General features: G+C 69.2%; 24 protein-coding genes. 18 read left to right on the forward strand and 6 right to left on the reverse strand.

Annotated features, from left to right (window positions below; all coding sequences use genetic code 11):
- Positions 1–2 precede the first annotated feature (2 nt).
- Genes tsaB through pyrF form a run of 4 tightly spaced genes read left to right on the forward strand, consistent with a single transcriptional unit; the run spans position 3 to position 2,944 of the window.
- Positions 3–719, forward strand: a complete 717-nt coding sequence (tsaB, locus tag QMO14_RS06380; protein WP_301505548.1) for a tRNA (adenosine(37)-N6)-threonylcarbamoyltransferase complex dimerization subunit type 1 TsaB — start codon at positions 3–5, stop codon at positions 717–719.
- A 13-nt stretch (positions 720–732) separates the two neighbouring features.
- Positions 733–1,275 (forward strand): ribosomal protein S18-alanine N-acetyltransferase, encoded by a 543-nt coding sequence (rimI, locus tag QMO14_RS06385; protein ID WP_301505549.1) that lies wholly within the window; start codon positions 733–735, stop codon positions 1,273–1,275.
- Positions 1,272–2,075, forward strand: coding sequence for a uracil-DNA glycosylase (locus QMO14_RS06390; protein ID WP_301505550.1), 804 nt, complete (start codon positions 1,272–1,274; stop codon positions 2,073–2,075). Before rimI ends, QMO14_RS06390 begins: the two co-directional genes overlap by 4 nt.
- Positions 2,076–2,119: 44 nt before the next feature.
- Entirely contained in the window at positions 2,120–2,944 is an 825-nt protein-coding gene (gene pyrF, locus QMO14_RS06395) for an orotidine-5'-phosphate decarboxylase (RefSeq protein ID WP_301505551.1), read from the forward strand.
- 3 nt (positions 2,945–2,947) lie between these two features.
- On the opposite strand, the gene QMO14_RS06400 is transcribed toward pyrF, so the two are convergent.
- Entirely contained in the window at positions 2,948–3,682 is a 735-nt protein-coding gene (locus QMO14_RS06400; RefSeq protein ID WP_125950470.1) for a helix-turn-helix transcriptional regulator, read from the reverse strand.
- A gap of 145 nt (positions 3,683–3,827) precedes the next feature.
- On the opposite strand from QMO14_RS06400, the gene QMO14_RS06405 reads away from it, so the two are divergent.
- The 7 genes from QMO14_RS06405 (at position 3,828) to QMO14_RS06435 (ending at position 10,233) form a co-directional block, all read left to right on the forward strand.
- The gene (locus QMO14_RS06405; protein WP_301505552.1) at positions 3,828–4,682 is read left to right on the forward strand and encodes a hypothetical protein; all 855 of its coding nucleotides are present in this window, start codon (positions 3,828–3,830) and stop codon (positions 4,680–4,682) included.
- 14 nt (positions 4,683–4,696) lie between these two features.
- On the forward strand, positions 4,697–6,661 hold the full coding sequence (locus QMO14_RS06410) for an MFS transporter (RefSeq protein ID WP_301505553.1): 1,965 nt from the start codon (positions 4,697–4,699) through the stop codon (positions 6,659–6,661).
- Positions 6,662–6,787: 126 nt separating this feature from the next.
- Positions 6,788–7,312 carry a YiaA/YiaB family inner membrane protein gene (locus tag QMO14_RS06415; protein WP_301505554.1) on the forward strand — a complete coding sequence of 175 codons (525 nt, stop codon included), beginning with the start codon at positions 6,788–6,790 and terminating at the stop codon, positions 7,310–7,312.
- 27 nt (positions 7,313–7,339) lie between these two features.
- A complete protein-coding gene (locus QMO14_RS06420; RefSeq protein WP_301505555.1) occupies positions 7,340–7,798 on the forward strand; it encodes a hypothetical protein in 459 nt (152 codons plus the stop codon).
- Between the two features lie 77 nt (positions 7,799–7,875).
- The gene (locus tag QMO14_RS06425) at positions 7,876–8,619 is read left to right on the forward strand and encodes a DUF2145 domain-containing protein (RefSeq protein ID WP_301505607.1); all 744 of its coding nucleotides are present in this window, start codon (positions 7,876–7,878) and stop codon (positions 8,617–8,619) included.
- A gap of 22 nt (positions 8,620–8,641) precedes the next feature.
- Positions 8,642–9,712 (forward strand): serine endopeptidase, encoded by a 1,071-nt coding sequence (locus tag QMO14_RS06430; RefSeq protein WP_301505556.1) that lies wholly within the window; start codon positions 8,642–8,644, stop codon positions 9,710–9,712.
- 137 nt (positions 9,713–9,849) lie between these two features.
- The gene (locus QMO14_RS06435) at positions 9,850–10,233 is read left to right on the forward strand and encodes a DUF3597 domain-containing protein (RefSeq protein WP_301505557.1); all 384 of its coding nucleotides are present in this window, start codon (positions 9,850–9,852) and stop codon (positions 10,231–10,233) included.
- 138 nt (positions 10,234–10,371) lie between these two features.
- On the opposite strand, the gene QMO14_RS06440 is transcribed toward QMO14_RS06435, so the two are convergent.
- Positions 10,372–11,157 carry an SDR family NAD(P)-dependent oxidoreductase gene (locus QMO14_RS06440; RefSeq protein ID WP_301505608.1) on the reverse strand — a complete coding sequence of 262 codons (786 nt, stop codon included), beginning with the start codon at positions 11,155–11,157 and terminating at the stop codon, positions 10,372–10,374.
- A gap of 111 nt (positions 11,158–11,268) precedes the next feature.
- On the opposite strand from QMO14_RS06440, the gene QMO14_RS06445 reads away from it, so the two are divergent.
- Entirely contained in the window at positions 11,269–11,655 is a 387-nt protein-coding gene (locus QMO14_RS06445; protein ID WP_301505558.1) for a hypothetical protein, read from the forward strand.
- Between the two features lie 16 nt (positions 11,656–11,671).
- Here the strand turns inward: QMO14_RS06445 and tgt are convergent, their stop codons facing one another.
- Complete coding sequence (gene tgt / locus QMO14_RS06450; protein ID WP_301505559.1) at positions 11,672–12,844, reverse strand: tRNA guanosine(34) transglycosylase Tgt; 1,173 nt, start codon at positions 12,842–12,844, stop codon at positions 11,672–11,674.
- A 5-nt stretch (positions 12,845–12,849) separates the two neighbouring features.
- A complete protein-coding gene (gene queA, locus QMO14_RS06455; protein WP_301505560.1) occupies positions 12,850–13,893 on the reverse strand; it encodes a tRNA preQ1(34) S-adenosylmethionine ribosyltransferase-isomerase QueA in 1,044 nt (347 codons plus the stop codon).
- Positions 13,894–14,029: 136 nt separating this feature from the next.
- On the opposite strand from queA, the gene QMO14_RS06460 reads away from it, so the two are divergent.
- The 3 genes from QMO14_RS06460 to recG are packed head-to-tail and all read left to right on the forward strand — an operon-like array spanning position 14,030 to position 18,413.
- Positions 14,030–14,707 (forward strand): DUF4166 domain-containing protein, encoded by a 678-nt coding sequence (locus QMO14_RS06460; RefSeq protein WP_301505561.1) that lies wholly within the window; start codon positions 14,030–14,032, stop codon positions 14,705–14,707.
- Entirely contained in the window at positions 14,704–16,194 is a 1,491-nt protein-coding gene (locus tag QMO14_RS06465; RefSeq protein ID WP_301505562.1) for a TIGR01777 family oxidoreductase, read from the forward strand. The genes QMO14_RS06460 and QMO14_RS06465 overlap by 4 nt, the downstream gene beginning before the upstream one ends.
- 11 nt (positions 16,195–16,205) lie before the next feature.
- Complete coding sequence (recG, locus tag QMO14_RS06470; protein ID WP_301505563.1) at positions 16,206–18,413, forward strand: ATP-dependent DNA helicase RecG; 2,208 nt, start codon at positions 16,206–16,208, stop codon at positions 18,411–18,413.
- Between the two features lie 6 nt (positions 18,414–18,419).
- On the opposite strand, the gene QMO14_RS06475 is transcribed toward recG, so the two are convergent.
- Both QMO14_RS06475 and QMO14_RS06480 read right to left on the reverse strand, forming a co-directional pair.
- A complete protein-coding gene (locus QMO14_RS06475; protein ID WP_301505564.1) occupies positions 18,420–19,058 on the reverse strand; it encodes a LysE family translocator in 639 nt (212 codons plus the stop codon).
- 48 nt (positions 19,059–19,106) lie between these two features.
- Positions 19,107–19,823 (reverse strand): GntR family transcriptional regulator, encoded by a 717-nt coding sequence (locus tag QMO14_RS06480; RefSeq protein ID WP_301505565.1) that lies wholly within the window; start codon positions 19,821–19,823, stop codon positions 19,107–19,109.
- A gap of 302 nt (positions 19,824–20,125) precedes the next feature.
- On the opposite strand from QMO14_RS06480, the gene QMO14_RS06485 reads away from it, so the two are divergent.
- Genes QMO14_RS06485 through pcp form a run of 3 tightly spaced genes read left to right on the forward strand, consistent with a single transcriptional unit; the run spans position 20,126 to position 22,531 of the window.
- The gene (locus tag QMO14_RS06485) at positions 20,126–20,866 is read left to right on the forward strand and encodes a DUF969 domain-containing protein (protein ID WP_301505566.1); all 741 of its coding nucleotides are present in this window, start codon (positions 20,126–20,128) and stop codon (positions 20,864–20,866) included.
- Positions 20,867–20,868: 2 nt separating this feature from the next.
- Positions 20,869–21,825: a DUF979 domain-containing protein gene (locus QMO14_RS06490; protein WP_301505567.1), complete on the forward strand. Its 957-nt coding sequence runs from the start codon at positions 20,869–20,871 to the stop codon at positions 21,823–21,825.
- A gap of 10 nt (positions 21,826–21,835) precedes the next feature.
- Positions 21,836–22,531 carry a pyroglutamyl-peptidase I gene (gene pcp / locus QMO14_RS06495; protein ID WP_301505568.1) on the forward strand — a complete coding sequence of 232 codons (696 nt, stop codon included), beginning with the start codon at positions 21,836–21,838 and terminating at the stop codon, positions 22,529–22,531.
- Positions 22,532–22,579 lie beyond the last annotated feature (48 nt).

The following is a 22,579-nucleotide window of genomic DNA, read 5'->3' on the forward strand; positions in this document are numbered from 1 at the left end:
GGATGCCTCTTACCGCGCCCAAGCTGCTTGCCTTCGACACCAGCACCGAGCATCTCTCGGTTGCAGTGCTGCATGGCGACAAATTGCTGGCGCACGACGGCGCCGGCGGCGCGCAGGCCTCCAGCACCCTGCTTCCGCTGATCCGGCAACTGCTGGGCGAAGCCGGGCTCGCGCTGGCCGAACTCGACGCCATCGCCTTCGGACGCGGCCCGGGCTCCTTCACCGGACTGCGCACCGCCTGCTCGGTGGCCCAGGGCCTGGCCTTCGGCGCCAAGGTGCCGCTGCTGCCGGTCGACACCCTGCTCGCCGTGGCCGAGGAAGCGCGCCATGCCTTCGGCGCGCGGCAGGTGGTGGCGGCGCTCGATGCGCGCATGGAACAGGTCTATGCCGCGCGCTACGACTTCGCGGCGCACGGCCCGCTCGGCCAGCCCGAAGGCGGCGAGGAGCCGCTGCTGCTGGCCCCCGAGGAGCTCGAAGTGCCCGCCGGCTGGGCGCTCGCCGGCAATGCCTTCGCCGCCTACGGCCCGCGCCTGGCCCCGGCTGCCGCCCGCCACGAGGCGCTGCCGATGGCCGCCGCCATGCTGCGGCTGGCGCCCGCGCTGCTCGCGGCCGGGCGCACCGTGCCGGCAGCGCAGGCCTGGCCGCTGTACGTTCGCGATAAAGTGGCGCAAACCACCGAAGAGCGCGCCGCCATCAAGGCGGCCGCAGCAGCACGCTAGCCAGCCACCTCGCATGAGCGCCGTCCTCCAGCCCGTCGAAGCCCGCCTCGAACCGCTCACCGTCGAGCGGATCGATGCCGTCTGCGCGGTCGAGCAGACGGCCTACAGCCACCCCTGGACGCGCGCCAACTTCACCGATTCCATGGCCGTGGGCTACCACTGCCAGTGCCTGCTGGCTCCCGGCGCGGCGCCTGGCGTGAATTCGCCGGTCAGGCAGCTGGGCGAGACGCTGATCGGCTACTTCGTCGCCATGAAGGGCGTCGACGAGGTGCACCTGCTGAACATCACCGTGGCGCCGCCCTTCCAGCGCCAGGGCTGGGCGCCGCTCATGCTCGAGGCGCTGGGCGGCTGGTCGCGCGCCGAGGGGGCGCAGTGGCTCTGGCTCGAAGTGCGCCAGAGCAACCAGCGCGCGCTCGACATCTACCTGCGCCAGGGCTTCCGCAGCGTCGGCGTGCGCAAGGGCTATTACCCGGCGCACGACGGCAAGCGCGAGGACGCGGTCGTCATGAGCCTGCGCCTGAACGAAAGCCCCACCGCCTGGGGAGGCCTGCGATGAACGCTGCAGTGCAGACATTGAGGCTGGACGCCCGCCAGCGCGCCATGCTCGACGAGATGGGCGTGAAGGTCTGGTGGCCGGTGCCCGAGGCTGCCGAAGCGGTCGAAGTGGCCCCTGCACCCGAAGCCGTCGCGCCGGCCGAAGAGGAAATCGCCGTCGTCGACGAGCGCCAGGAAGCCGAAATGCCGGTGGCCGCACCGCCGCCGCCCGTGGCGCGGCCTGCCGTGGCGCCCGCACCGGCTCCTCGGCCGGCAGCCGCGCCGGTCGCCCAGGGCGCCGCCATTCTGGTCGAAGCGCCTTGCCGGCTTTACGCCGAAGCCGGCGCGACCGATGCCGTGCAAGGCGGCTGGCTCGTCGTCGCCGACATGCCGCCCGAGGCCGACGGCCGCCACGGCGATCCCTTCGCGGGCGACGCCGGCCGCCTGCTCGACAACATGCTGCGCGCCCTGAAGCTGCACGACGGCCGCACGCCGGTGCACCTCATGCGCACCCACCGCGGCGTGGCCGCCGGCCAGCCCGGCAGCCCGCGCGCCATGGACGAAGTCTTCGGCGAGCACGCGGCGGCAATCGCCCCGCGCGTCGTGCTGGCCATGGGCCCGCTGGCGGCCCAGAGCCTGATGCGCAGCGGCGACCCGCTGGGCAAGCTGCGCGGGCGCGTCGTGCCGCTGGATTCCGTCAATGGTGCCTCGGTGGTCGCCACCTACCATCCGGCCTATTTGCTGCGCAACCCGGCGGACAAGGCCCGCGCCTGGGCCGACCTCTGCCTGGCCGCCGAACAGCACTCGCCGGCGTCGAACTGAGCCGTGAACCTGGCCTCGAGGCGGGCCAACTAAAATCCCGGCCCATGACTTTCCTCGACAAGCTGGCCGCCGCACAGCAAAAAAACGGTTCTTTGCTTTGCGTGGGGCTCGATCCGGAGCCCGCCAGGTTCCCGGGCCAGTTCAAGGGCGACGCCAGCCGCATCTATGACTTCTGCGCCCGCATCGTCGACGCGACGGCCGACTTGGTCATCGCCTTCAAGCCGCAGATCGCCTACTTCGCCGCCCATCGCGCCGAAGCCCAGCTCGAGAAGCTGATGGAGCACATGCGCCGCAACACGCCCGGCGTGCCGGTGATCCTCGATGCCAAGCGCGGCGACATCGGCTCCACCGCCGAGCAGTACGCCCTCGAAGCCTTCGAGCGCTACGGCGCCGACGCGGTGACGCTCTCGCCCTTCATGGGTTTCGATTCGGTGGCGCCCTACCTCAAGCACGAGGGCAAGGGCGCCTTCCTGCTGTGCCGCACCAGCAACCCCGGCGGTTCCGACCTGCAGGGCCAGCGGCTGGCGGACGTGGAGGGGCAGCCCTTCCTGTACGAGCACGTCGCCAGGCTGGCGCAGGGCCCGTGGAACCTCAACGGCCAGCTCGGGCTGGTGGTGGGCGCGACCTACCCGGCGGAAATCGAGCGCGTGCGCGAACTCGCGCCGACCGTGCCGCTGCTGATTCCGGGCGTCGGCGCCCAGGGCGGCGACGCGGTCGCCACGGTGCGCGCCGGCTGGCGCGCCGATGCGCCGATCGTCGTGAACTCGTCGCGCGCCATCATCTATGCGTCCTCGGGCGACGATTTCGCCGATGCGGCCAAAGCCGCCGCGCGCACCATGCGCGATACCCTCGAAGCCGCCAAGCCCTGAGGCTCAGGCGCGACGGAGCCTTGTAAAGGCCTCGAACTCCCAGTTCCGCATCCCCAGCAGCAGCGTGTAGCCCTCGCGGTCCTTGGCGGCCAGCTTCTGGTCGGTCTGGTGCTGCTGCGCGAAGTCCTGCGCCACGCGCTGCAGGCGTTCCAGGAAGGCCGGCGCCAGCGAGCGGCTGATCTGGCCGTGCACCAGCAGCAGGCCCTCGGCCGGGCCGTCGAAGCCGCCCTTGTAGTAGTCGAGCACCACGTTCTCGCGGAAGAACTCCATCACCGGGCCGTGCGGCCGCCAGCGGAAGGTCTTGGCGAGCTTCAGGCGATACCGGTTGAGCGGGCGCAGCTCGATGATGCCGATGCGGTCCAGCTGCGCCAGGAAGCCGATGCACTCGGCCTCGCTCACGCGGTAGGCCGCCACGATCTGCTCCAGCGTCCACTGGCTCAGCACGCTGATGGCCACCAGCAGCAGTTTCTTGTCCTTGACCACCGCCTTTTCCTGCTCGTGCGTCAGTTCCTTCAGCAGCGGCTGGGCGTCGGCCACGCGGCGCGCCAGCTCGGCGAAATCGATCTTCAGCGCCCGGCAGATGGCGTCCACGCGGGACAGCGGCATGTCGCTCTTGGCCAGCATCCGCTTGACGCTGGATTCGGCCATGTCGAGCGACCGCGCCAGGTCGGCGTAGGTCATGCGCGCGCTTTTGAGTTCGTTCTTGAGGGCCTGGACGAGATCGACGGTGGTGCTCATGGGCCGGAAGCGTACACGGGCGCCGGCAGGTATCAATTGGAGATACCGTCAGGTGTGAATTAATGCCTCGTATCGATTCTCGATGCCTCTGGAGGGGTGCGGACCCTAAATTCCGCCCCAGTTCAGACCACCACCGAGGACCGCCATGCTTCTGCCCTCTCTCAGCCGCCGCGAACGCGGGCTGCTTTTCGCCCTTTTGCTGCTTGCCCTGATCGGCTTCTTCGGCCCCGAGCTGCCGGCCGCCGACGTCGCCATCGCCTCGGTGTTCGCCGACACCCGCGCCTGGCACGGGCTGCCCAACGCCATGGACGTGCTGAGCAACATTCCCTTCGTGGTGATCGGCCTGTGGGGCCTGTACCGGCTCAACCGCATCGACCGCTCGCACCAGGAGGCGCTGTCGCAGTTCCCGCTGGCCCCGCCCGCCAGCGACCCGCCGGACAACACGCTGGACTGCGCCTGGCTGTTCTTCGCCGGCCTGATCGCCACCGCCGCCGGTTCCGCCTTCTTCCACCTCCTGCCCGACGGCCCCCGGCTCGCGGCCGACCGCGCCGGCATGGCAGTGGCCTTCGCCGGGCTGATCGGGGTGGCGGTGTGTGAACGAGTGAGCCAGCGCGCCGGCTGGCCCGCCGCCTGGTTCGTGCTCACGGCCGGGCTGCTCTCGGCCGAGGTGTTCCAGGAGACCGGTAACGTCATGCCCTGGGCGCTGGTGCAGTTCGGCGGCATGGCGCTGGTGGTGACGCTGGCGCTGGCCTCGCCGATGCGCAAGTCGGTGGGGCTGAAGCTGGGCTGGGTCATCTTCTTCTACGTGCTGGCCAAGGGCTTCGAGCTGGCCGACCACCAGATCTACGAGTTCACGCAGCAGACGGTGTCGGGCCACACGCTCAAGCACCTGACGGCCTCGCTCGCCGGGCTGCCCGTGGTGATCGCGCTGCGCAAGCTGGAGATGCGCTGGGAAGCCGCGCTGCGGCACAATCCGGGCGCCGCCGCCGTGGCCGCATGAGGAGCACTCTTCGAATGACAAATCCCGCCGCCGCAGCAGAAGCAGCCACGCCCGTGACTCACGAGGAGAACGCCCACGCCAACCAGTTCGCGCTCCTCGGGCAGCGGCGCTTCGCGCCCTTCTTCTGGACCCAGTTCGCGGGTGCCGCGAACGACAACCTCTTCAAGTTCGCCTTCACCGTGATGGTGACCTACCAGCTCCAGCTGAGCTGGATGCCGCCTTCCATGGCGGGCCTGGTGATCGGCGCGCTGTTCATCCTGCCCTTTTTGCTGTTCTCGGCCACCTCCGGGCAGCTCACCGACAAGTTCGACAAGACGAAGATGATCCGCTTCGTCAAGAACCTCGAGATCGCGATCATGCTGATCGCCGCCTGGGGCTTCGTCACGGCCAACGCGGTGGTGCTGCTGGGCTGCGTGTTCCTCATGGGGCTGCATTCCACGCTGTTCGGGCCGGTCAAGTTCGCCTACCTTCCGCAGGTGCTCGACGCGCGCGAGCTCACGGGCGGCAACGGCATGGTCGAGATGGGCACCTTCGTCGCCATCCTGCTGGGGCAGGTGGCAGGCGGGCTGCTGGTGGCCCTGCCGAACGTCGGCCACACGAGCGTGGCCGTGGGCTGCGTGCTGCTGGCACTGGTGGGCCGGGGCGTGGCGCAGGCCATTCCGCGCGCGCCGGCCACCGATCCGGGCCTGGTCATCAACTGGAACCCGATCAGCGAGACCTGGCGCAACCTCAAGCTGGCGAACGAGAACGTGGTGGTGTTCCGCTCGCTGCTGGGCATTTCGTGGATGTGGTTCTTCGGCGCGGTGTTCCTGAGCCAGTTCCCGAGCTTCGCCAAGGAAGTGCTGCACGGCGACGAGCAGGTCGCCTCGCTGCTGCTGGTGGTGTTCTCGGTGGGCATCGGCGTCGGCTCGCTGCTGTGCGAGACGCTCAGCCGCCGGCAGGTGGAGATCGGCCTGGTGCCGCTGGGCGCCATCGGCATGAGCGTGTTCGCGATCGACCTGTACTTCGCCTCGCGCGGCCTCGCGCCCGCCACGCACGACATGGGCATCGGCGCCTTCGTGCACCAGGCCGCGCACTGGCGCGTGATGGCCGACCTGGCGCTGCTGTCGCTCTTCGCGGGGCTCTACAGCGTGCCGATGTACGCGCTGATCCAGCTGCGCAGCCAGCCTACGCACCGCGCGCGAATCATCGCGGCCAACAACATCCTCAACGCGCTCTTCATGATCGGCAGCTCGGTCATCGCGGGCGCGCTGCTGGGCGCGGGCTTCACCATTCCGCAGATCTTTCTGTTCACCGGCATCGCCAACGCGGTGGTGGCGTTCTACATCTTCATGCTGGTGCCCGAGTATTTGCTGCGCTTCGTGGCCTGGGTGCTGTCGCGCTTCGTCTACCGCTTCGGCATCAAGGGCGAGACGCACATTCCCACCGAGGGCGCGGCCGTGCTGGTGTGCAACCACGTGAGCTTCATCGATGCGGTGCTGCTGATGGCGGCGAGTCCGCGGCCGATCCGCTTCATCATGGACCACCGCATCTTCAAGGTGCCGGTGCTGGGCTGGCTGTTCAAGCTGGCCAAGGCGATCCCCATCGCGCCGCAGAAGGAAGACCCGGCAGCGTACGAAGCGGCTTTTGCCAAGGCGCTGGGCGTGCTGCGCGAGGGTGACCTGCTCGCCATCTTCCCGGAGGGTGCGATCACGCGCGACGGCACGCTGCAGCCCTTCAAGGGCGGCGTGATGAAGATCGTCGAGAGTGCGCGCGCCGAAGGCCTGGAGCCGCCGGTGATCCCGATGGCGCTGACCAACCTCTGGGGCTCGTACTTCAGCCGCATCGAGCTGCGCGGCGGCGAGCAGGTGGCCATGGCCAAGCCCTTCCGCCGCGGTTTCTTCAGCCGCGTGGGACTGAACGTCGGCGCTCCGGTGCCGCCGGCCGAGGTGCAGCCCGACGCGCTGCGCCAGCGCGTGAGCGCCCTGCTGGCCTCCTGAGGTCCCCGAAAAGTATCGCTTGCGGATACCGGTGGCGCCGGAAACCGCCACTGGTGCAAGCATTCAAGCCTCGCGGTGCGGGGGCGAACCATCATTCGCTCACCTTCACTACGCCGCGAGGCACACATGCAACCCCTCTCATCGACCACGACCGTCTTCATCCAGCGCGACACGCGGGCCTGGCAGTTCCAGGCCTGGGCTTCGTTCGCGATCTCCGTCTTCCTGTGCGCCACCGGCCTGAGCTGGCTGCCGGGCGAGGCGCTGGACCGGGCGTTCATGGTGATGGGCTACGTGTTCTGCCTGAGCACCGCCTTCATGCTGTCGAAGTTCGTGCGCGACAGCCAGCAGGCCGCCGAGCGCGGCTCCGAGTCGGCACGCGACGTGCCGATGTGGAAGCTGGTCGTCTGGGGCAGCTTCTTCACCGCGATGGGCCTGACAGGCTGGGGCCTCGTGCGCATGGAGATCAACGAGGCCTACAAGGCCTTCCTGGGCGTGAGCTGGCTCTTCCTCATCAGCTCGGCCTTCACGCTGGCCAAGACGCTGCGCGACCGCCACGAGGCCGACCTGGCCGAAGCCCGCATTCAGGGCCGCCGCATGGCGCGCGCCGAAGCCGCCGCCGCTGCTGCAACTGCAGCTGCCGCTGCCGAGTAACCCGTGTTCCACCAACGAAAGCCCATCATGAAGAAGTCGATTGCCGCTGTTCTCGTCGCCGCCTGCACCGCCTTCGCGGGCATCTCGGCGCCCCTGCAAGCCCAGGCCCAGAGCGAGGCTTCGGCCGCGCTCTCGCTGATGCCGGTGGCATCGGTGGTGGCCGGTGCCTCCGCCATCGGGGCCTCCGCCACCACGGCGGTCGCGCTGCCGGCCGCGCTGTCGGTGGGCGGCTCGGTGCTCACCGTGGTCGCGGTCGAAGCCTCGGTCGATGGCACGGTGTACGTGCTCGAGCGCGCCTCCGACGGCGCGCGCGCCAGCATCAAGGTCGCGGGGCGTGTGGCCGACGGCGCATCGAAGGCCGTGGGCACCAGCGTGCTCGTCACGGTGATCGGTTCTGGCGTGGTGCTGTCGGCCGCCGGCGAGGTGCTGGCCTTCGTGCCCAACGCCATCGGCCGCGCGCTGCTGCACAACGAGAGGTTGTCGTGAACCGTGCATTGCCGCTGCCGCTGCCGCTGCCGCCGCTGCTCGCGTTCACGCTCGCGGCCGCGGCGGTGGTGCTGCCCATGCAGGCGCGGGCCGGCCGCTCCTGCGAGCAGCTCAGGCCCACGCCGGCCGTGATCGCCAAGGGCATGCAGCTGGCCGAGCGCACCTCGCAGGCGCTCGACGCCAGCGGAGCGCGCGTGGTGATCCTCGCGCGCGCCGGGCAGGACCTGAGCAAGTACGGCCTGCGCTACTCCCACCTGGGCTTCGCCTACAAGACCGAGGCCGGCCCGTGGCGCGTGGTGCACAAGCTCAACCAATGCAGCACCGCCGTCGCCGAGGTCTACCGCCAGGGGCTCGGCGAATTCTTCCTCGACGACCTGTGGCGCTACGAGGCCGCGTGGGTCGTGCCCACGCCCGAGGTGCAGGCGCGGCTGCTGGCGGCGCTGAACGAATCGCCCGCGCGCATCGTGCGGCTGCACATCGAGCCCTACAGCATCGTGAGCTATGCGTGGGGCCGCAAGTACCAGCAATCGAACCAGTGGGCGGTCGAGACCATGGCCGCGGCCATGGAGCCCGCCACCATTGCCAATCGCGCGCAGGCGCAGGCATGGATGCAGTTCAAGGACTACGAGCCCACCACGCTCAGGCTCGGCCCGCTCACGCGGCTGGGCGGACGCGTGGGTTCGGCCAACGTGGCCTTCGACGATCATCCGAACGAGAAGCGTTTTTCAGACCGCATCGAGACGGTGACGGTCGATTCGGTGTTCGCGTGGATGCCGCGCGCCGGCCTGGGCGCGGCACCGGTGACACTGAAGCTTCAGTGAGAAAGAACAAGGAGAAAACAACATGAGCAAGTCATTGCGACTTTCGGAAAAATGGTTCCGCCGCGGCCTCTGGCTGGTGGCGCTGGTGTTCGCGAGCTTCCTCATCGGGCTCGGCAGCACGGTGGTGAGCGACCTGCCGCAGGTCGAGCGTGTGCGCGGCATCGACGACTTCATCGACAAGCAGAAGGCCGAGCCGCTGCGTGCCGTGATCAAGAACGCCGAAACCTCCGAGTTGGAGGCCGCGCGCGAGCTCGACCAGATCCAGCTGCAGCTCAACGCCGCGCAGCAGGCCAGCCGCAATGCGCGCGAAACCTTCGCGAACTGGCTCTCCACGCGGCGCGCCACCGCGCAGCCCGACCAGGACACGGAGCTCATCGCACGCACCAGGGCGCTCGATGCCTTCAAGCAGAAGGAAGAGGAGCTGCAGCGCAAGGTCAACGCGCAGCAGAAGATCACGCTCGATGCGCGCCAGGGCGAGCAGCGTGCCCGCACGGCGCTGTCGGAGCTGGAGCGCGACGCGCAGATCAAGCTCGACGCCGAATACCGCCGCATCGAGCTGCGCGTGTTCGCCTACCGGCTGGCGCTCACGCTGCCGCTGCTGGTGGTGGCGGGCTGGCTCTTCGTGAAGAAACGCAAGAGCACCTACTGGCCGTTCGTGTGGGGCTTCATCTTCTTCGCGCTCTTCGCCTTCTTCGTCGAGCTGGTGCCCTACCTGCCGAGCTACGGCGGCTACGTGCGCTACGTGGTGGGCATCGTGCTCACGGTGCTGGTGGGGCGTTACGCCATCGTCGCGCTCAACCGTTATCTTGCGCGCCAGAAGCTGGCCGAGCAGCAGCCCGACAACGTGCGCCGCGAGGAGCTCAGCTACGACACCGCGCTCGCGCGCCTGGCCAAGGGCGTGTGCCCCGGTTGCGAGCGGCCGGTGGACCTGAAGAACAACGAGATCGACTTCTGCCCGCACTGCGGCATCGGCCTGTTCGATCACTGCGGCAACTGCGACACGCGCAAGAGCGCGTTCTCGAAGTTCTGCCATGCGTGCGGCACCTCGGCCGCGAATCGCGTGCTGCCGGCCCTCGGGACGGCAGAGGCGTAGTCTGCGAATTCGGTCACGGCCCGAGGGTGCTTCGACACGTCGTGTAGCGGACATGCCGCGGGGCCGTGCTACAAACCCCCGGCTGCGACACAAGTGTTGCCGCAGACTTTCAGCCAACCCTTCGACGGAGCACTAGCATGAGCATTTTCGGCAGCATCCTTTCCAAGATCTTCCCAGGCGCCAAAGCCGCTGAGGCCCCGGCACCTGCCGCCGCGGCGCCAGCCGATGCACCAGCGCCCGCCGTGGCCGCGCCGCCGCCCGCCATTCCGCTGGGCGACGTGGCCGCCGTGCTCGACGCCATGCCGGGCTCGAAGAACCTGAACTGGCGCACCTCCATCGTCGACCTGATGAAGCTGCTGGGCCTGGACAGCAGCCTCGAAGCCCGCAAGCAGCTGGCCGCCGAGCTGAGCTACGGTGAAGACACCAGCGACAGCGCCAAGATGAACATCTGGCTGCACCGCCAGGTCATGACCAAGCTGGCCGCCAACGGTGGCACGGTTCCGGCGGAACTTCGGGACTGATCGAGCACGCCCCGCAGGCTGCGCGCACTTCGTGTCGCTGTGCCAACCCCCTTGCGGGGGCGACACCGGCGGCCCGGCAAAGGCGGTTGCGCGGTGTTCTCTAAAGGCAAAAGCCTCGCGCGATGCGCGAGGCTTTTTTCAGGTCCAGCCGGCGTCCACCACGTAATCTTGCGCGGTGCACATGCGCGAATCGTCGGCGGCCAGGAAGAGCGCCATCGCCGCGATGTCCTCCGCCATCACGCGCCCTGGCAGGCACTGCGCCGCATCGATCTCCGCGGCGGACTCGGGCTTCACCCACAGCTTGATCTGCCGCTCGGTCATCACCCAGCCCGGTACGATCGAATTCACGCGGATGTTCTGCTTGCCCAGGTCGCGCGCCAGCGAGCGCGTGAGGCCGCGCGCCGCAGCCTTGCAGGCCTGGTACACCGGGTAGCCCTTGCCCTTGATCATCCAGCTGATGGAGCCGAAGTTGACGATCGAGCCGCCGCCCAGCGCGCGCATGTCGTCGGCCACCGCCTGCGCGGCGAAGAACTGGTGCTTGAAGTTGACGGCCACAAGGCGGTCGAAGTCCGCGTCGGTCACGTCGGCCATCTCGTGGCGACGGTCGTTGGCCGCGTTGTTCAGCAGCACCGACACCGGCCCGAAACGCTGGCGCACCGCGTCGATGGCGGCGGCGAGGGCGGCCGTGTCGGTCACGTCGCAGGGCACGAAAAGCGCGGGATGCTCGCCCTGCAGTTGCGCCGCGAGCGCGTTGCCGGCGGCGGTGTCGAGGTCGCAGAAGCCGACCTTCGCGCCCTGCGCATGGAAGGCCCGCACCAGCGCTTCGCCGATGCCGCTGGCGCCGCCCGAGATGAATACGGTGCGTCCGGCCAGCGAGGAATAGCGGGCGGTGTAGGGCGAAAGTGGTGGTGATGCGTCGGTCATGGGAGGCTGCAGCAGCGTGGAGACGGACGGCAAGCGTAGCGGATAGCGGCCGGCCGGTGTATGGCGTCCGGCGAATGTGCGGTGCGCACGTGCGTGGCTACGCTTGCGCCCATGAAAACGAAGACACTTCCCCACCGCCGCGCTCTCGTTGCGTTCGCGATGCTCGTTCCCGCCGCGCTGGCGGTGCGCTCCGTGCGGGCGCAGGCGTCGGCGTCGGCGTCGGGCGTGCAGCTCTTCAAGGTGGTTTCCGCGCGCGACGAGGTGATCGTCGGCGCCGATGCCGCGATGCTCGGCGCGGGCTCGGGCCCCGCCGTGGAGCGGCTGGCGGCGCAGCTCGCCGCCAAGGGCCAGCTCACGCTGTGGCAGTACGCATCTCACAAGGATGCGGCTGGCGCGCTGGTGCAGGCGCCGCTCAGGCAGATCGTGGTGTTCAGGAACGATGCGCTGCGCATCGAGCCCTACGCCACGCCGCTGCCGATCCAGCCGCTGATGAAGTAGCGGCCGGCTTCTTTTTTCAGACCCCTCGCGCCCGGTCCGACTTGAAGCGCGCGCGGAATTCCGTGAACGTGCCCGCGTCGAGCGCCTCGCGGATCTCGCGCATCAGGTTCAGGTAGTAGTGCAGGTTGTGGATGGTGGTGAGCATCGGCCCCAGCATCTCGCCGCAGCGGTCCAGGTGATGCAGGTAGGCGCGGCTGAAGCCTTCGCGGCCGCCGTCGTTCCAGCTCACGCCCGAGGTGCCCGCGCAGGCGTGGCAGGTGCAGCTCGGGTCGATAGGCTGCGGGTCGCTCTTGTGGCGCGCGTTGCGCATCTTCAGGTCGCCGAAGCGGGTGAAGAGCGTGCCGTTGCGCGCATTGCGCGTGGGCATCACGCAGTCGAACATATCGACGCCGTCGGCCACGCCCTGCACCAGGTCTTCGGGCGTGCCAACGCCCATCAGGTAGCGCGGCTTGTTCGCGGGCAGCCGGTGCGGCGTGTGGCCCATGATGTGCAGCATCTCTTCCTTGGGCTCTCCCACGCTCACGCCGCCGATGGCGTAGCCGGGGAAGTCCATGTCGACCAGCGCCGCGAGCGACTCCTCGCGCAGGTTCTCGAACATGCCGCCCTGCACGATGCCGAAGAGTGCGTTCGGGTTCTGCAGCCGCGAGAACTCGGCCTGGCAGCGCTTCGCCCAGCGCAGGCTCAGCTCCATCGAGACGCGCGCCTCGGCTTCGGTCGTGATGTGGCCCTTGGTGTCGTAGGGCGTGCACTCGTCGAACTGCATCACGATGTCGCTGTTGAGGATGGTCTGGATCTGCATCGAGACCTCCGGCGTGAGGAACAGCTTGTCGCCGTTGACCGGCGAGGCGAACTTCACGCCTTCTTCGCTGATCTTGCGCATCGCGCCCAGCGACCACACCTGGAAGCCACCCGAGTCGGTGAGGATCGGCTTGTCCCACTTCTCGAACTGGTGCAGCCCGCCAAAGCTCTCCATCACGTCGAGGCCCGGGCGCATCCACAGGTGGAAGGTGTTGCCCAGGATGATCTGCGCGCCCATCTCCTCGAGGCTGCGCGGCATCACACCCTTGACTGTGCCGTAGGTGCCCACGGGCATGAAGATCGGCGTCTGCACCTTGCCGTGGTTGAGCGTGAGCGTGGCGCGGCGCGCGTGGCTGTCGGGGTCGGTCTTGAGGAGTTCGAAGTTCAGCATGTCGTTCAGTCCTGGTTGCGTGCCAGCAGCATGGAATCGCCATAGCTGAAGAAGCGATAGCGCTCGGCGATGGCATGGGCATACAGCCCCATCACCCGCTCGTAGCCCGCGAAGGCCGAGACCAGCATCATCAGTGTGCTCTTGGGCAGGTGGAAGTTGGTCACCAGCAGGTCGACGTGCTCGAAGACGAAGCCTGGCGTGATGAAGATGCGCGTGTCGCCCGAGGCTTCGCCGCTCCTGGCCCACGATTCGAGCGTGCGCACGGTGGTCGTGCCCACCGCCACGATGCGCCCGCCGCGCGCCTTGCATTGCGCAATGGCGCGCTGCGTGGCCTCGGGCACCTCGTAGCGCTCGGCGTGCATCGTGTGTTCTGAAATGTTCTCGGTCTTCACCGGCTGGAAGGTGCCGGCGCCCACGTGCAGCGTGACGCTGGCGCGCTGCACGCCGTTGGCCTCCAGCTCGGCCAGCAGGCCTTCGTCGAAGTGCAGGGCGGCGGTGGGCGCGGCCACCGCGCCGGGCACGCGCGCGAACACGGTCTGGTAGCGGCTCTCGTCCTCGGCCGAGTCGGTGTGGGTGATGTAGGGCGGCAGCGGCACGTGGCCGCAGCGCTCCATCAGCATGTAGGGGTTCTCGCCGGTATCGCTCTCGAAGGCGAATCGGAAGAGCGCGCCGTTCTCGTCGGGCCAGCGGCCCAGCAGCGTGGCGCGGAAGCCGCCGACCATCTCCAGCGTGGTGCCCACGGGCGGCTTCTTGCTCACCTTCATGTGCGCCACCACTTCCTGGCCCTGCAGCACGCGCTCGATCAGCAGCTCGAGCTTGCCGCCGGTGGGCTTCTCGCCGAAGAGGCGGGCCTTGACCACGCGGGTGTCGTTGAAGACGAGCAGGTCGCCCGGGCGCAGCAGCGAGGGCAGGTTCCTGAAGATGCGGTCGACCGGTGCGGGCCCCGTGCCGTCCAGCAGGCGGGAGGAGGTTCGTTCGGCGGCCGGGTGTTGCGCCACCAGTTCGGGCGGCAGGGCGAAATCGAAATCGGAGAGCGTGAAAGCGCGCATGTGCTTGAGGGCCGGACGGGCCCGTTCCAAGAAAGACGGGGAAGCGGTGAGACGCGGGGAAGGCCCGGATTGTCCCATGCCGCGAAAGCCGCCCGCTTCCGCGGGCTTCGCGGGGTTGGCGAGGCAGAATCGGCGGATGGTCGATTCACAAGCTGCGCGTGTTTCTTCGGGCTCGTCGTCCGGCCCCTCCGAAGGCGAGCTCTTCAAGAAGATCCTCGGCAGCGCCTGGCAGGGCCTGCACCCCGACATCCGCCGCCGCTTCGACAAGAACCCGTCGCCGGGCAAGGCGCTGCACTACCTGGGGTCGCTGAGCGAGCTGCGCTGCTCGCGTTTCGGCAAGCTGCTGGGCCACATCACGCAGCCGATGATCCAGGGCGCTCTGATTCCCTACTGCGACGCCGGCTTCCCCGTGGAGATCCAGGTCTACGCCAAGCCGCAGGACCCGGCCATCTACAAGCAGCGCATCTATCGCCTGCGCAACCGCAAGCCGATCCAGTTCACCAGCTTCATGCGCGAGAGCGAGCGCGGCGAGGTGCTGGAGTACGTGGGCATGGGGCTGGGGATGAAGCTGGTGCTGAGCGTGGAGAACGGCAGCCTGCATTTCCAGAGCGACGGCTATTTCTGGGACGTGTTCGGCTGGCGCATCCCGCTGCCCGGCGTGCTCACCCCGGGCAAGACTTTCCTCTGGCATCACAACGAGACGCCCGAGCGCTTCAACATCCGCATCGAGATCCGCCATTGCCTGATGGGCACGACGTTCACCCAGGTCGGCGTGTTCGAGGAAATCCCCGAGCCGAAGGCGGTGCCCGCATGATCGACACGCACCTGCTCGCGCTGCAGCTCATGGCCGCGCAAGGCGCGCTGGGCGCCTTCGACACGCTCTACCACCACGAGGGCACCGAGGCGCTGCCGAGGCGCGGCACGGCGGGGCGCGAGCTGGCGATCCACGCCACCCGGTCGTCGATCTACTGCGCGCTCTTCATCGGACTGTCGTCCTGGGCCTGGCACGGCGCCTGGGCGTGGGTGCTGCTCGCGGTGTTCGGCGTCGAGATCGTGCTCACGATGTGGGACTTCGTGGTCGAGGACGGCAGCCGCCTGCTGCCGCCGACCGAGCGCGTGACGCACACGGTGCTGGCCATCAACGCGGGCGCCTTCATCGCGCTGCTGGCGATGAGCGCGACAGGCTGGGCGGCACAGCCGACCGCGATGGTGTGGCAGCCGCAGGGCTGGCTCGGCGCCTTCCTCGCGCTTTGCGGCGTGGGCGTCGGCCTCTCGGGCCTGCGCGATGCCTTCGCGGCGCGCGCGCTCTTCAGGCGCGGCGCGCAGGAGCAGGCACGCGCGGCCGAGGCGCCGGTGCGCTTCGGATCGAAGCCGCAGCGCGTGCTGGTGACGGGCGGCACCGGCTTCATCGGCCAGCTGCTCGTGCGCCACCTGGTGGCCGACGGCCATGCCGTGACTGTCTGGACGCGCGATGCGCGATCGGCCGCCTGGGGCTTCGGCGGCGCGGTGCGCTGCGTGCAGTCGCTCGACGAGGTGCCGGCGGCCGACGACATCGACGTGGTCGTCAACCTCGCGGGCGCGCGCATCCTGGGCATGCGCTGGAGCGAGCGCCGCCGCGCGCAGCTGCTGCATAGCCGCGAAGGGCTGACGCGGCAGCTGGTCGCGTGGATCGCTGCGCGCCCGCGCAAGCCCTGGCTGCTGCTTTCCGGCTCCGCCATCGGCTACTACGGCGTGCAGCCGCAAGGCGATGCGAGCGAGCTCGCGGAAGAAGCGCCGCCGCAGGCGATCTTCATGTCGCAGCTTTGCCAGCGCTGGGAGCAGGCGGCGCAGTCGGCCGTGGCGCACGGCGTGCATGTGGCCTGCATGCGCTTCGGCTTCGTGCTGGGTCACCAGGGCTCGCTGCCGCAGCTGCTGCTGCCGATCTCGCTCGGCTTCGGCGGACGGCTGGGCAGCGGGCGGCAATGGCTGTCGTGGGTGCATGTGCACGACCTGATCCGGGCGATGGCGCATGTGTGGACCCTGACCGAAAACGCCGCGACGCCGCCGAGCGCGCAGGCATTCAACTTCACCGCGCCCGGCGCACTGAGCCAGGAAGAGTTCACCCGCGTCGCAGCAGGCGTGCTGCACCGCCCCTGCTGGATGCCGACGCCGGCCGCGCCCGTCAAGCTGCTGCTCGGCGAGCAGGCCGACCTGCTGCTCGAAGGCCAGCGCGTGGTGCCGGCGCGGCTGCTGCAGTCCGGCTTCCGCTTCATGTTTCCCGATGCCCGCAGCGCCTTGACGGACCTTTGCCGCCCGCGCTAGAAGACTTGTCCGTGCCCGCCAAGAAAGCCCCGACTCCTCCCGCCGAAGCGACGACCGCCGCCGCGCCGCCGCAGCCGTCTCAGCCGGGCGCCGGCCTCAGCCAGGTCCAGCGCGCCCTGCGCAAGCTCGGCCTCGTGCGCGACATCGACTTCGCCCTCTACCTGCCGATGCGCTACGAGGACGAGACGCGCATCGTGCGCATCGCCGACACGCGCGATGGCGACGTGGCGCAGGTCGAGGGCGTGGTCACCGAGTGCGAGGTGGTGTACCGGCCGCGCCGCCAGCTGCTGGCGACCATCGACGACGGCAGCGACACCTGCCAGCTGCGCTTCTTCAACTTCTATCCCTCGCAGCAGAAGCAGCTCGCGGTCGGCGCGCGGGTGCGTGTGCGGGGCGAGGTGCGCGGCGGCTTCGTGGGGCGTCAGATCATGCATCCGACGGTGAAGGCGGCCGGCACCGCCTTGCCGAACGCGCTCACGCCCGTGTATTCGACGGTGGCCGGGCTCGCGCAGCCGGTGCTGCGGCGCGAGGTGCGCTCGGGGCTGGCGCGCGCGGTGCTCGACGAGACCGTTCCGGTGCAGATCGGCTTTCGCGGCGCGTGGAACCTGCGCGACTCGCTGACTTTCCTGCACTACCCGACGCCCGACGTGGCGATCGCCACGCTCGAAGACCACAGCCATCCGGCGTGGCAGCGCATCAAGGCCGAGGAACTGCTCGCGCAGCAGCTCTCGCAATTGCAGGCGCGGCTGGAACGCGCGGCGCAGCGCGCGCCGGTGCTGCCGCCCGCGCCGCCCGAGCCCGATGCGGGCTCGCTGCACTCGCGGCTGCTCGCGGTGCTGCCCTTCGGCCTCACGGGCGCGCAGCAGCGCGTCGGCGAGGAGATCACGCGCGACCTCGGCCGCGAGATCCCGATGCACCGCCTGCTGCAGGGCGACGTGGGCTCGGGCAAGACGGTGGTGGCGGCGCTCGCGGCGGCGCGCTGCATCGACGCGGGCTTCCAGTGCGCGCTGATGGCGCCCACCGAAATCCTCGCGGCCCAGCACTTCGGCAAGCTCGTCGGCTGGCTCGATCCGCTGCTGGCCGCGCGCGGCAAGCGCGTGGCGTGGCTCACCGGCAGCCAGAAGAAAAAAGAGCGCGACGAGATGTCGGCGGCGGTGGAAAGCGGCGAGGCCGCGCTGGTCATCGGCACGCACGCGGTCATCTCGGAAAAAGTGCGCTTCAAGAGCCTCGCGCTGGCCATCATCGACGAGCAGCACCGCTTCGGCGTTGCGCAGCGCCTCGCGCTGCGCGGCAAGGCCGGAGGCAATCTTGGCCCCCCTGAGGCTTCGCCTCACCCCCCCGAGGGGGAGGCATCCGGCTTGGGGCGGCCCGGCGCCGGATTGGAGCCCCACCTGCTGATGATGAGCGCCACGCCCATCCCGCGCACGCTGGCGATGAGCTACTACGCCGACCTCGACGTCTCCACGCTCGACGAGCTGCCGCCGGGCCGCACGCCCATCATCACGAGACTGGTGGCCGACCACCGGCGCGACGAGGTCATCGACCGCATCCACTCGCAGATCGCGCAGGGCCGGCAGGTCTACTGGGTGTGCCCGCTGATCGAGGAGAGCGAGGCCGTGGACCTGCGCAACGCCACCGAGACGCGCGACGAACTGGCGCAGACGCTGGGCGAGCCCATCCAGGTCGGCCTGCTGCACTCGCGCATGCCAACGGCCGAGAAGCAGGCGGTGATGGCGGCCTTCACCGCCAACGAGATCCAGGTGCTGGTGAGCACCACGGTGATCGAAGTGGGCGTGGACGTGCCCAATGCCTCGCTGATGGTGATCGAGCACGCCGAGCGCTTCGGCCTTTCGCAGCTGCACCAGCTGCGCGGCCGCGTGGGGCGCGGCGCGGCGGCCTCGGCCTGCGTGCTGCTCTATGCGCCGGGCGACAGCGGCCGTGTCGGCGAGGCGGCGCGCGCCCGGCTCAAGGCGATGGCCGAGACCAGCGACGGCTTCGAGATCGCGCGGCGCGACCTGGAGATCCGCGGCCCCGGCGAATTCCTCGGCGCGCGCCAGTCGGGCGCACCGCTGCTGCGTTTTGCCGACCTCACGACCGACACGCTGCTGCTCGACTGGGCTCGCGAACTCGCGCCGGTCATGCTGCGCAAGCACCCCGACCTGGCGCAGCGGCACATCGACCGCTGGCTGGGCACCAAGGCCGAGTACCTGAAAGCCTGAGGAAGATCAGGCCGCGGGGCGGCGCGTGAACGCCAGGATCAAGCCGAAGCCGACCATCATGCTGCCGCTCACGCGGTTGAACCACCGCATCGCGCGGCTGCCATTCGCCAGTCGGCGCATGCGCGCGCCGAGCAGCGCATAGAGCGCGATCGCCACCAGCTCGAACACCAGGAAGGTCAGGCCCAGCAGCACGTAGCTGGAGGCATACGCGCCCGGCACCACGAACTGCGGGAAGAAGGCGGTGAACACCAGTATCGCCTTCGGGTTGCCCGCCGCCACGGTGAACTCCTGCCGCACGAGGGCTCGCATCGAAGGCGGCGCGGACGCGGCGTCGCGCGCCTGCTGGACCTCGGCCGTGGGCGCCGGCGCGCGCAGCAGGCGGACGCCGATCCACACCAGGTAGGCCGCGCCGATGTACTTGATGACGTCGAAGGCCAGCTCCGAGGCCACCAGCACAGCGCCCATGCCCAGCCCCGCGATGGCGATCATGATCGCGAAGGCCACGAGCCGGCCGCTGGCCGCGATGACCGCGGGCGACACGCCGTGCTTCGCGCCGTTGGTCACCGACAGCAGGTTGTTGGGGCCGAAGGCCATGTTGATGGCGAAGCAGGCCGGCAGGAACAGCAGGTAGGCAGACAGGGTCATGGCGTGTCCGTCGAAGGAGGTGGGCTCGCCATTATCCGCAGGCCCCGTTCACCCCTGGCCGTCGACCCCGCCCTCGGGCATGCTGCGCGCATAGACCGCCAGCACGATGCGTTCGGAGTGCACCAGGTAGTCGTTGAGCGCGGCCGAGCCCTCGGCGAACTTGCCGGCCTCGATGAGTTCGAGCAGCTTGGTGTTCATGTCGACATACGGCGCGTGCAGGAACTCCGGGTCCTTGAGCAGGCCGAAGGCCAGCCGCAGCTCGACCAGGATGTGGGCGAACAGGTTGTTCAGCCGCTCGCTGTCGGCCAGCTCCACGATGGCCATGTGGAACTCCATGTTGGCCGTGCCCACGCCCAGCCAGTCGCCGGCCTCGCGGCACTTGAGCGCCATCTCCACCGCCTCGCGCATGTGCTTCTTGGCCGGGTGGCGCGGGTAGGCCTGCGCCAGCGCCTGGCATTCGATGAGCCGGCGCACCCGGTAGATGTCGATGATCGACGCGATGCTCGGCACCGCCACGAACACGCCGCGGTTGGGCGCGTGCTTGAGCAGGCCTTCCTTGGTCAGCGTGCGGAACACTTCGCGCAGGGTGTTGCGCGAAATCTCGAAGCTGTCGGCCAGCGCGGCCTCCGACAGCCGCTGCCCCGGCGAGAACTCGCCCTTCACGATCTTCTGGCGGATCAGCTCCGCGACCCGGTCGTTGAGCGTCTGTGCGCCGGCGGCTGCTGCAGGCGGGGCGGATGGGGTCGTGGTGGCCGGTGGGGTCATGCCGAAAGGGGAAGGCGGGGGTGGGAAGGGCGGCGGAACCGGACGTTTTTAGCAGGTTTTCCCCGCCCGACCGGGGAAAGACGGGCCCCGCCGGATGCACCAGACGGTGGCGCGCTCAGGGTTTTCATGGAGTCATGCAGGCACTGTTGTTGGGCACACTATCCTAAATTGTTCAACAATTTATTGGAAATGAGTGATTCAGGAGAAATGGATTGCTCATTCATTGGCACGCAGTTTGCAAGAAGCGGCCAGCCGGAACCCCGGCGCAAGGTGTCTCCGAATCACCCGAACGAAAGACCAACATGACTCCTGACATCCCTCACCTCTGGCCGCTGATCGGCGTCGCCGTGATCATTGCGGGCTTCGTCCTGCGCTTCAATCCGATGCTGGTGGTGATCGTCACCGCCATCGCCACGGCGGTGGCCGCGGGCTTCGGCCCGATGGCGATCCTCACGGCCATCGGCACCGGCTTCATCAAGACGCGCAACCTGCCGCTGATCATTCTTCTGCCGCTGGCGGTGATCGGCCTGCTCGAGCGCCACGGCCTGCGTCAGCATGCGCAGAACTGGATCAGCCGCATCAAGTCGGCCACCGCCGGGCGCCTGCTCATCGTGTATCTGGCCGCGCGCGAACTCACGGCGGCCATGGGCCTCACCAGCCTGGGCGGCCATCCGCAGATGGTGCGTCCGCTGCTCGCGCCGATGGCCGAGGGCGCCACCGAGACGCGCTACGGCAAGCTGCCCGAGCGCATCCGCCACAAGCTGCGCGCCTATGCGGCGGCCACCGACAACGTCGGCCTGTTCTTCGGCGAGGACATCTTCGTGGCCTTCGGCGCCATCGTGCTGATGACCACCTTCCTGCACGAGGCCGGCATCGACGTGGAGCCGCTGCACGTCGCGATGTGGGGCATTCCCACGGCCATCGCCGCCTTCATCATCCACGCCTGGCGCCTGCGCCGGCTCGACCAGGCGCTGGCCCGTGAGTTCGAAGGAACGCCGGCGCCCGACGTGCCTGCCGTCCCTGCAACCCAGGAAGGCCGCTGATCATGATCCTCTCGATCCAGCACCTCTACATCCTGGTCGGCCTGATCCTCGCGATCACGGCGGTGATGACGCTGGTCGACCGCCAGCATCCCAAGCGCTACACCAGCGCGCTCTTCTGGGGCCTCTATTCGCTGGTCTTCCTCGTCGGCGACAAGCTGCCGCCGGCACTGGTGGGCGTGGGCGCCATCGCCATGGCCGTCATCGCCGGCCTGCGCGGCGTGGGCGCGGGCAAGCACCAGGAGCCCACGGCTTCCGAATACGCGGCCAGCGCGAAGCGCCTGGGCAACAAGCTCTTCATGCCGGCGCTGGCGATCCCGCTGGTGACCGTGATCGGCACCGTGCTGATGAGCAAGGTGAAGATCGGCGACGCCTTCCTGCTCGACCCCAAGAACACCACGCTGGTGAGCCTGGGCGTGGGCTGCGTGGCGGCGCTGGCGCTGGCCTGCTGGATGACGCGCGAGACGCCGGTGCAGGGCATGCGCGAGTCGCGCCGCCTGACCGACGCGCTGGGCTGGGCCGTGGTGCTGCCGCAGATGCTGGGCATGCTGGGCCTGGTGTTCTCCGACGCGGGCGTGGGCAAGGCGGTGGCGTACCTCGCCACCAGCTACATCAACATGGACATCCGCTTCGTGGCCGTTGCGGTGTATGTGCTGGGCATGGCGCTGTTCACCATCATCATGGGCAACGGCTTCGCGGCCTTCCCGGTGATGACGGGCGGCGTGGGCGTGCCGGTGCTGGTGGGCGTGTACCACGGCGACCCGGCGGTGATGGCGGCCATCGGCATGTTCTCGGGCTACTGCGGGACGCTGATGACGCCCATGGCGGCCAACTTCAACATCGTGCCGGCGGCGCTGCTGGAGCTGCCCGACAAGAACGCCGTGATCCGCGTGCAGATACCGACCGCGGCCGCGCTGCTGGTGGTCAACATCTTCCTGCTGTACTTCCTGATGTTCCGCTGAGGCTTCGAGCATGACCAGGACAACGGCCAGTGGCGCGGCACCGCGCGTACTGCTCGCCGGCTTCGAGCCCTTCGAGAACGATCCCGTCAACCCGGCCTGGGAGATCGCCCGCGCGCTCGACGGCTGGACCTGCGAAGGCACGGTGGTGCAGGCGCTGCAGCTGCCCTGCGTGTTCGGCCGCTCGATCCGCACGCTGGAGGCGGCGCTGGCGGGCATCCAGGCCGACCGGGCGCCTCTGCCGCTGGTGCTGTGCATCGGCGCCGCGGGCGGGCGCACCGAGATCTCGCTGGAGCGCGCCGCGCTGAACATCGACGACGCGCGCATTCCCGACAACGCCGGCTGCCAGCCCATCGACGTCGCGGTGGAAGCGGGCGGCCCGGCCGCCTACTTCTCGACGCTGCCGATCAAGGCCATGGTGCGCGACATGCGCGYCGCCGGGCTGCCCGCGGCGGTGTCCAACAGCGCCGGCACCTTCGTGTGCAACCACATCTTCTATGCGCTGATGCACCGGCTCGCGAATTGGCCGATGCTGGCGCACACGCGCGGCGGCTTCGTGCATGTGCCCTACCTGCCCGAGCAGGCCGCGTCCAAGCCCGGCGTGGCGAGCATGGCGCTGGAGACGCAGGTGGAAGCCTTCCGTGTGGCGATACGCACCGCGCTGCTGGTGCGCGACGACGTGCGCGAGACGGCCGGCCGCCTGCACTGACCCGACGACGACCCTGAAGCGCGCCACCCGGCGCGCGTCGAAGAAGAC

The sequence above is a fragment of the Variovorax sp. CAN15 genome (genome assembly GCF_030462475.1).
GTDB lineage: Bacteria > Pseudomonadota > Gammaproteobacteria > Burkholderiales > Burkholderiaceae_C > Variovorax.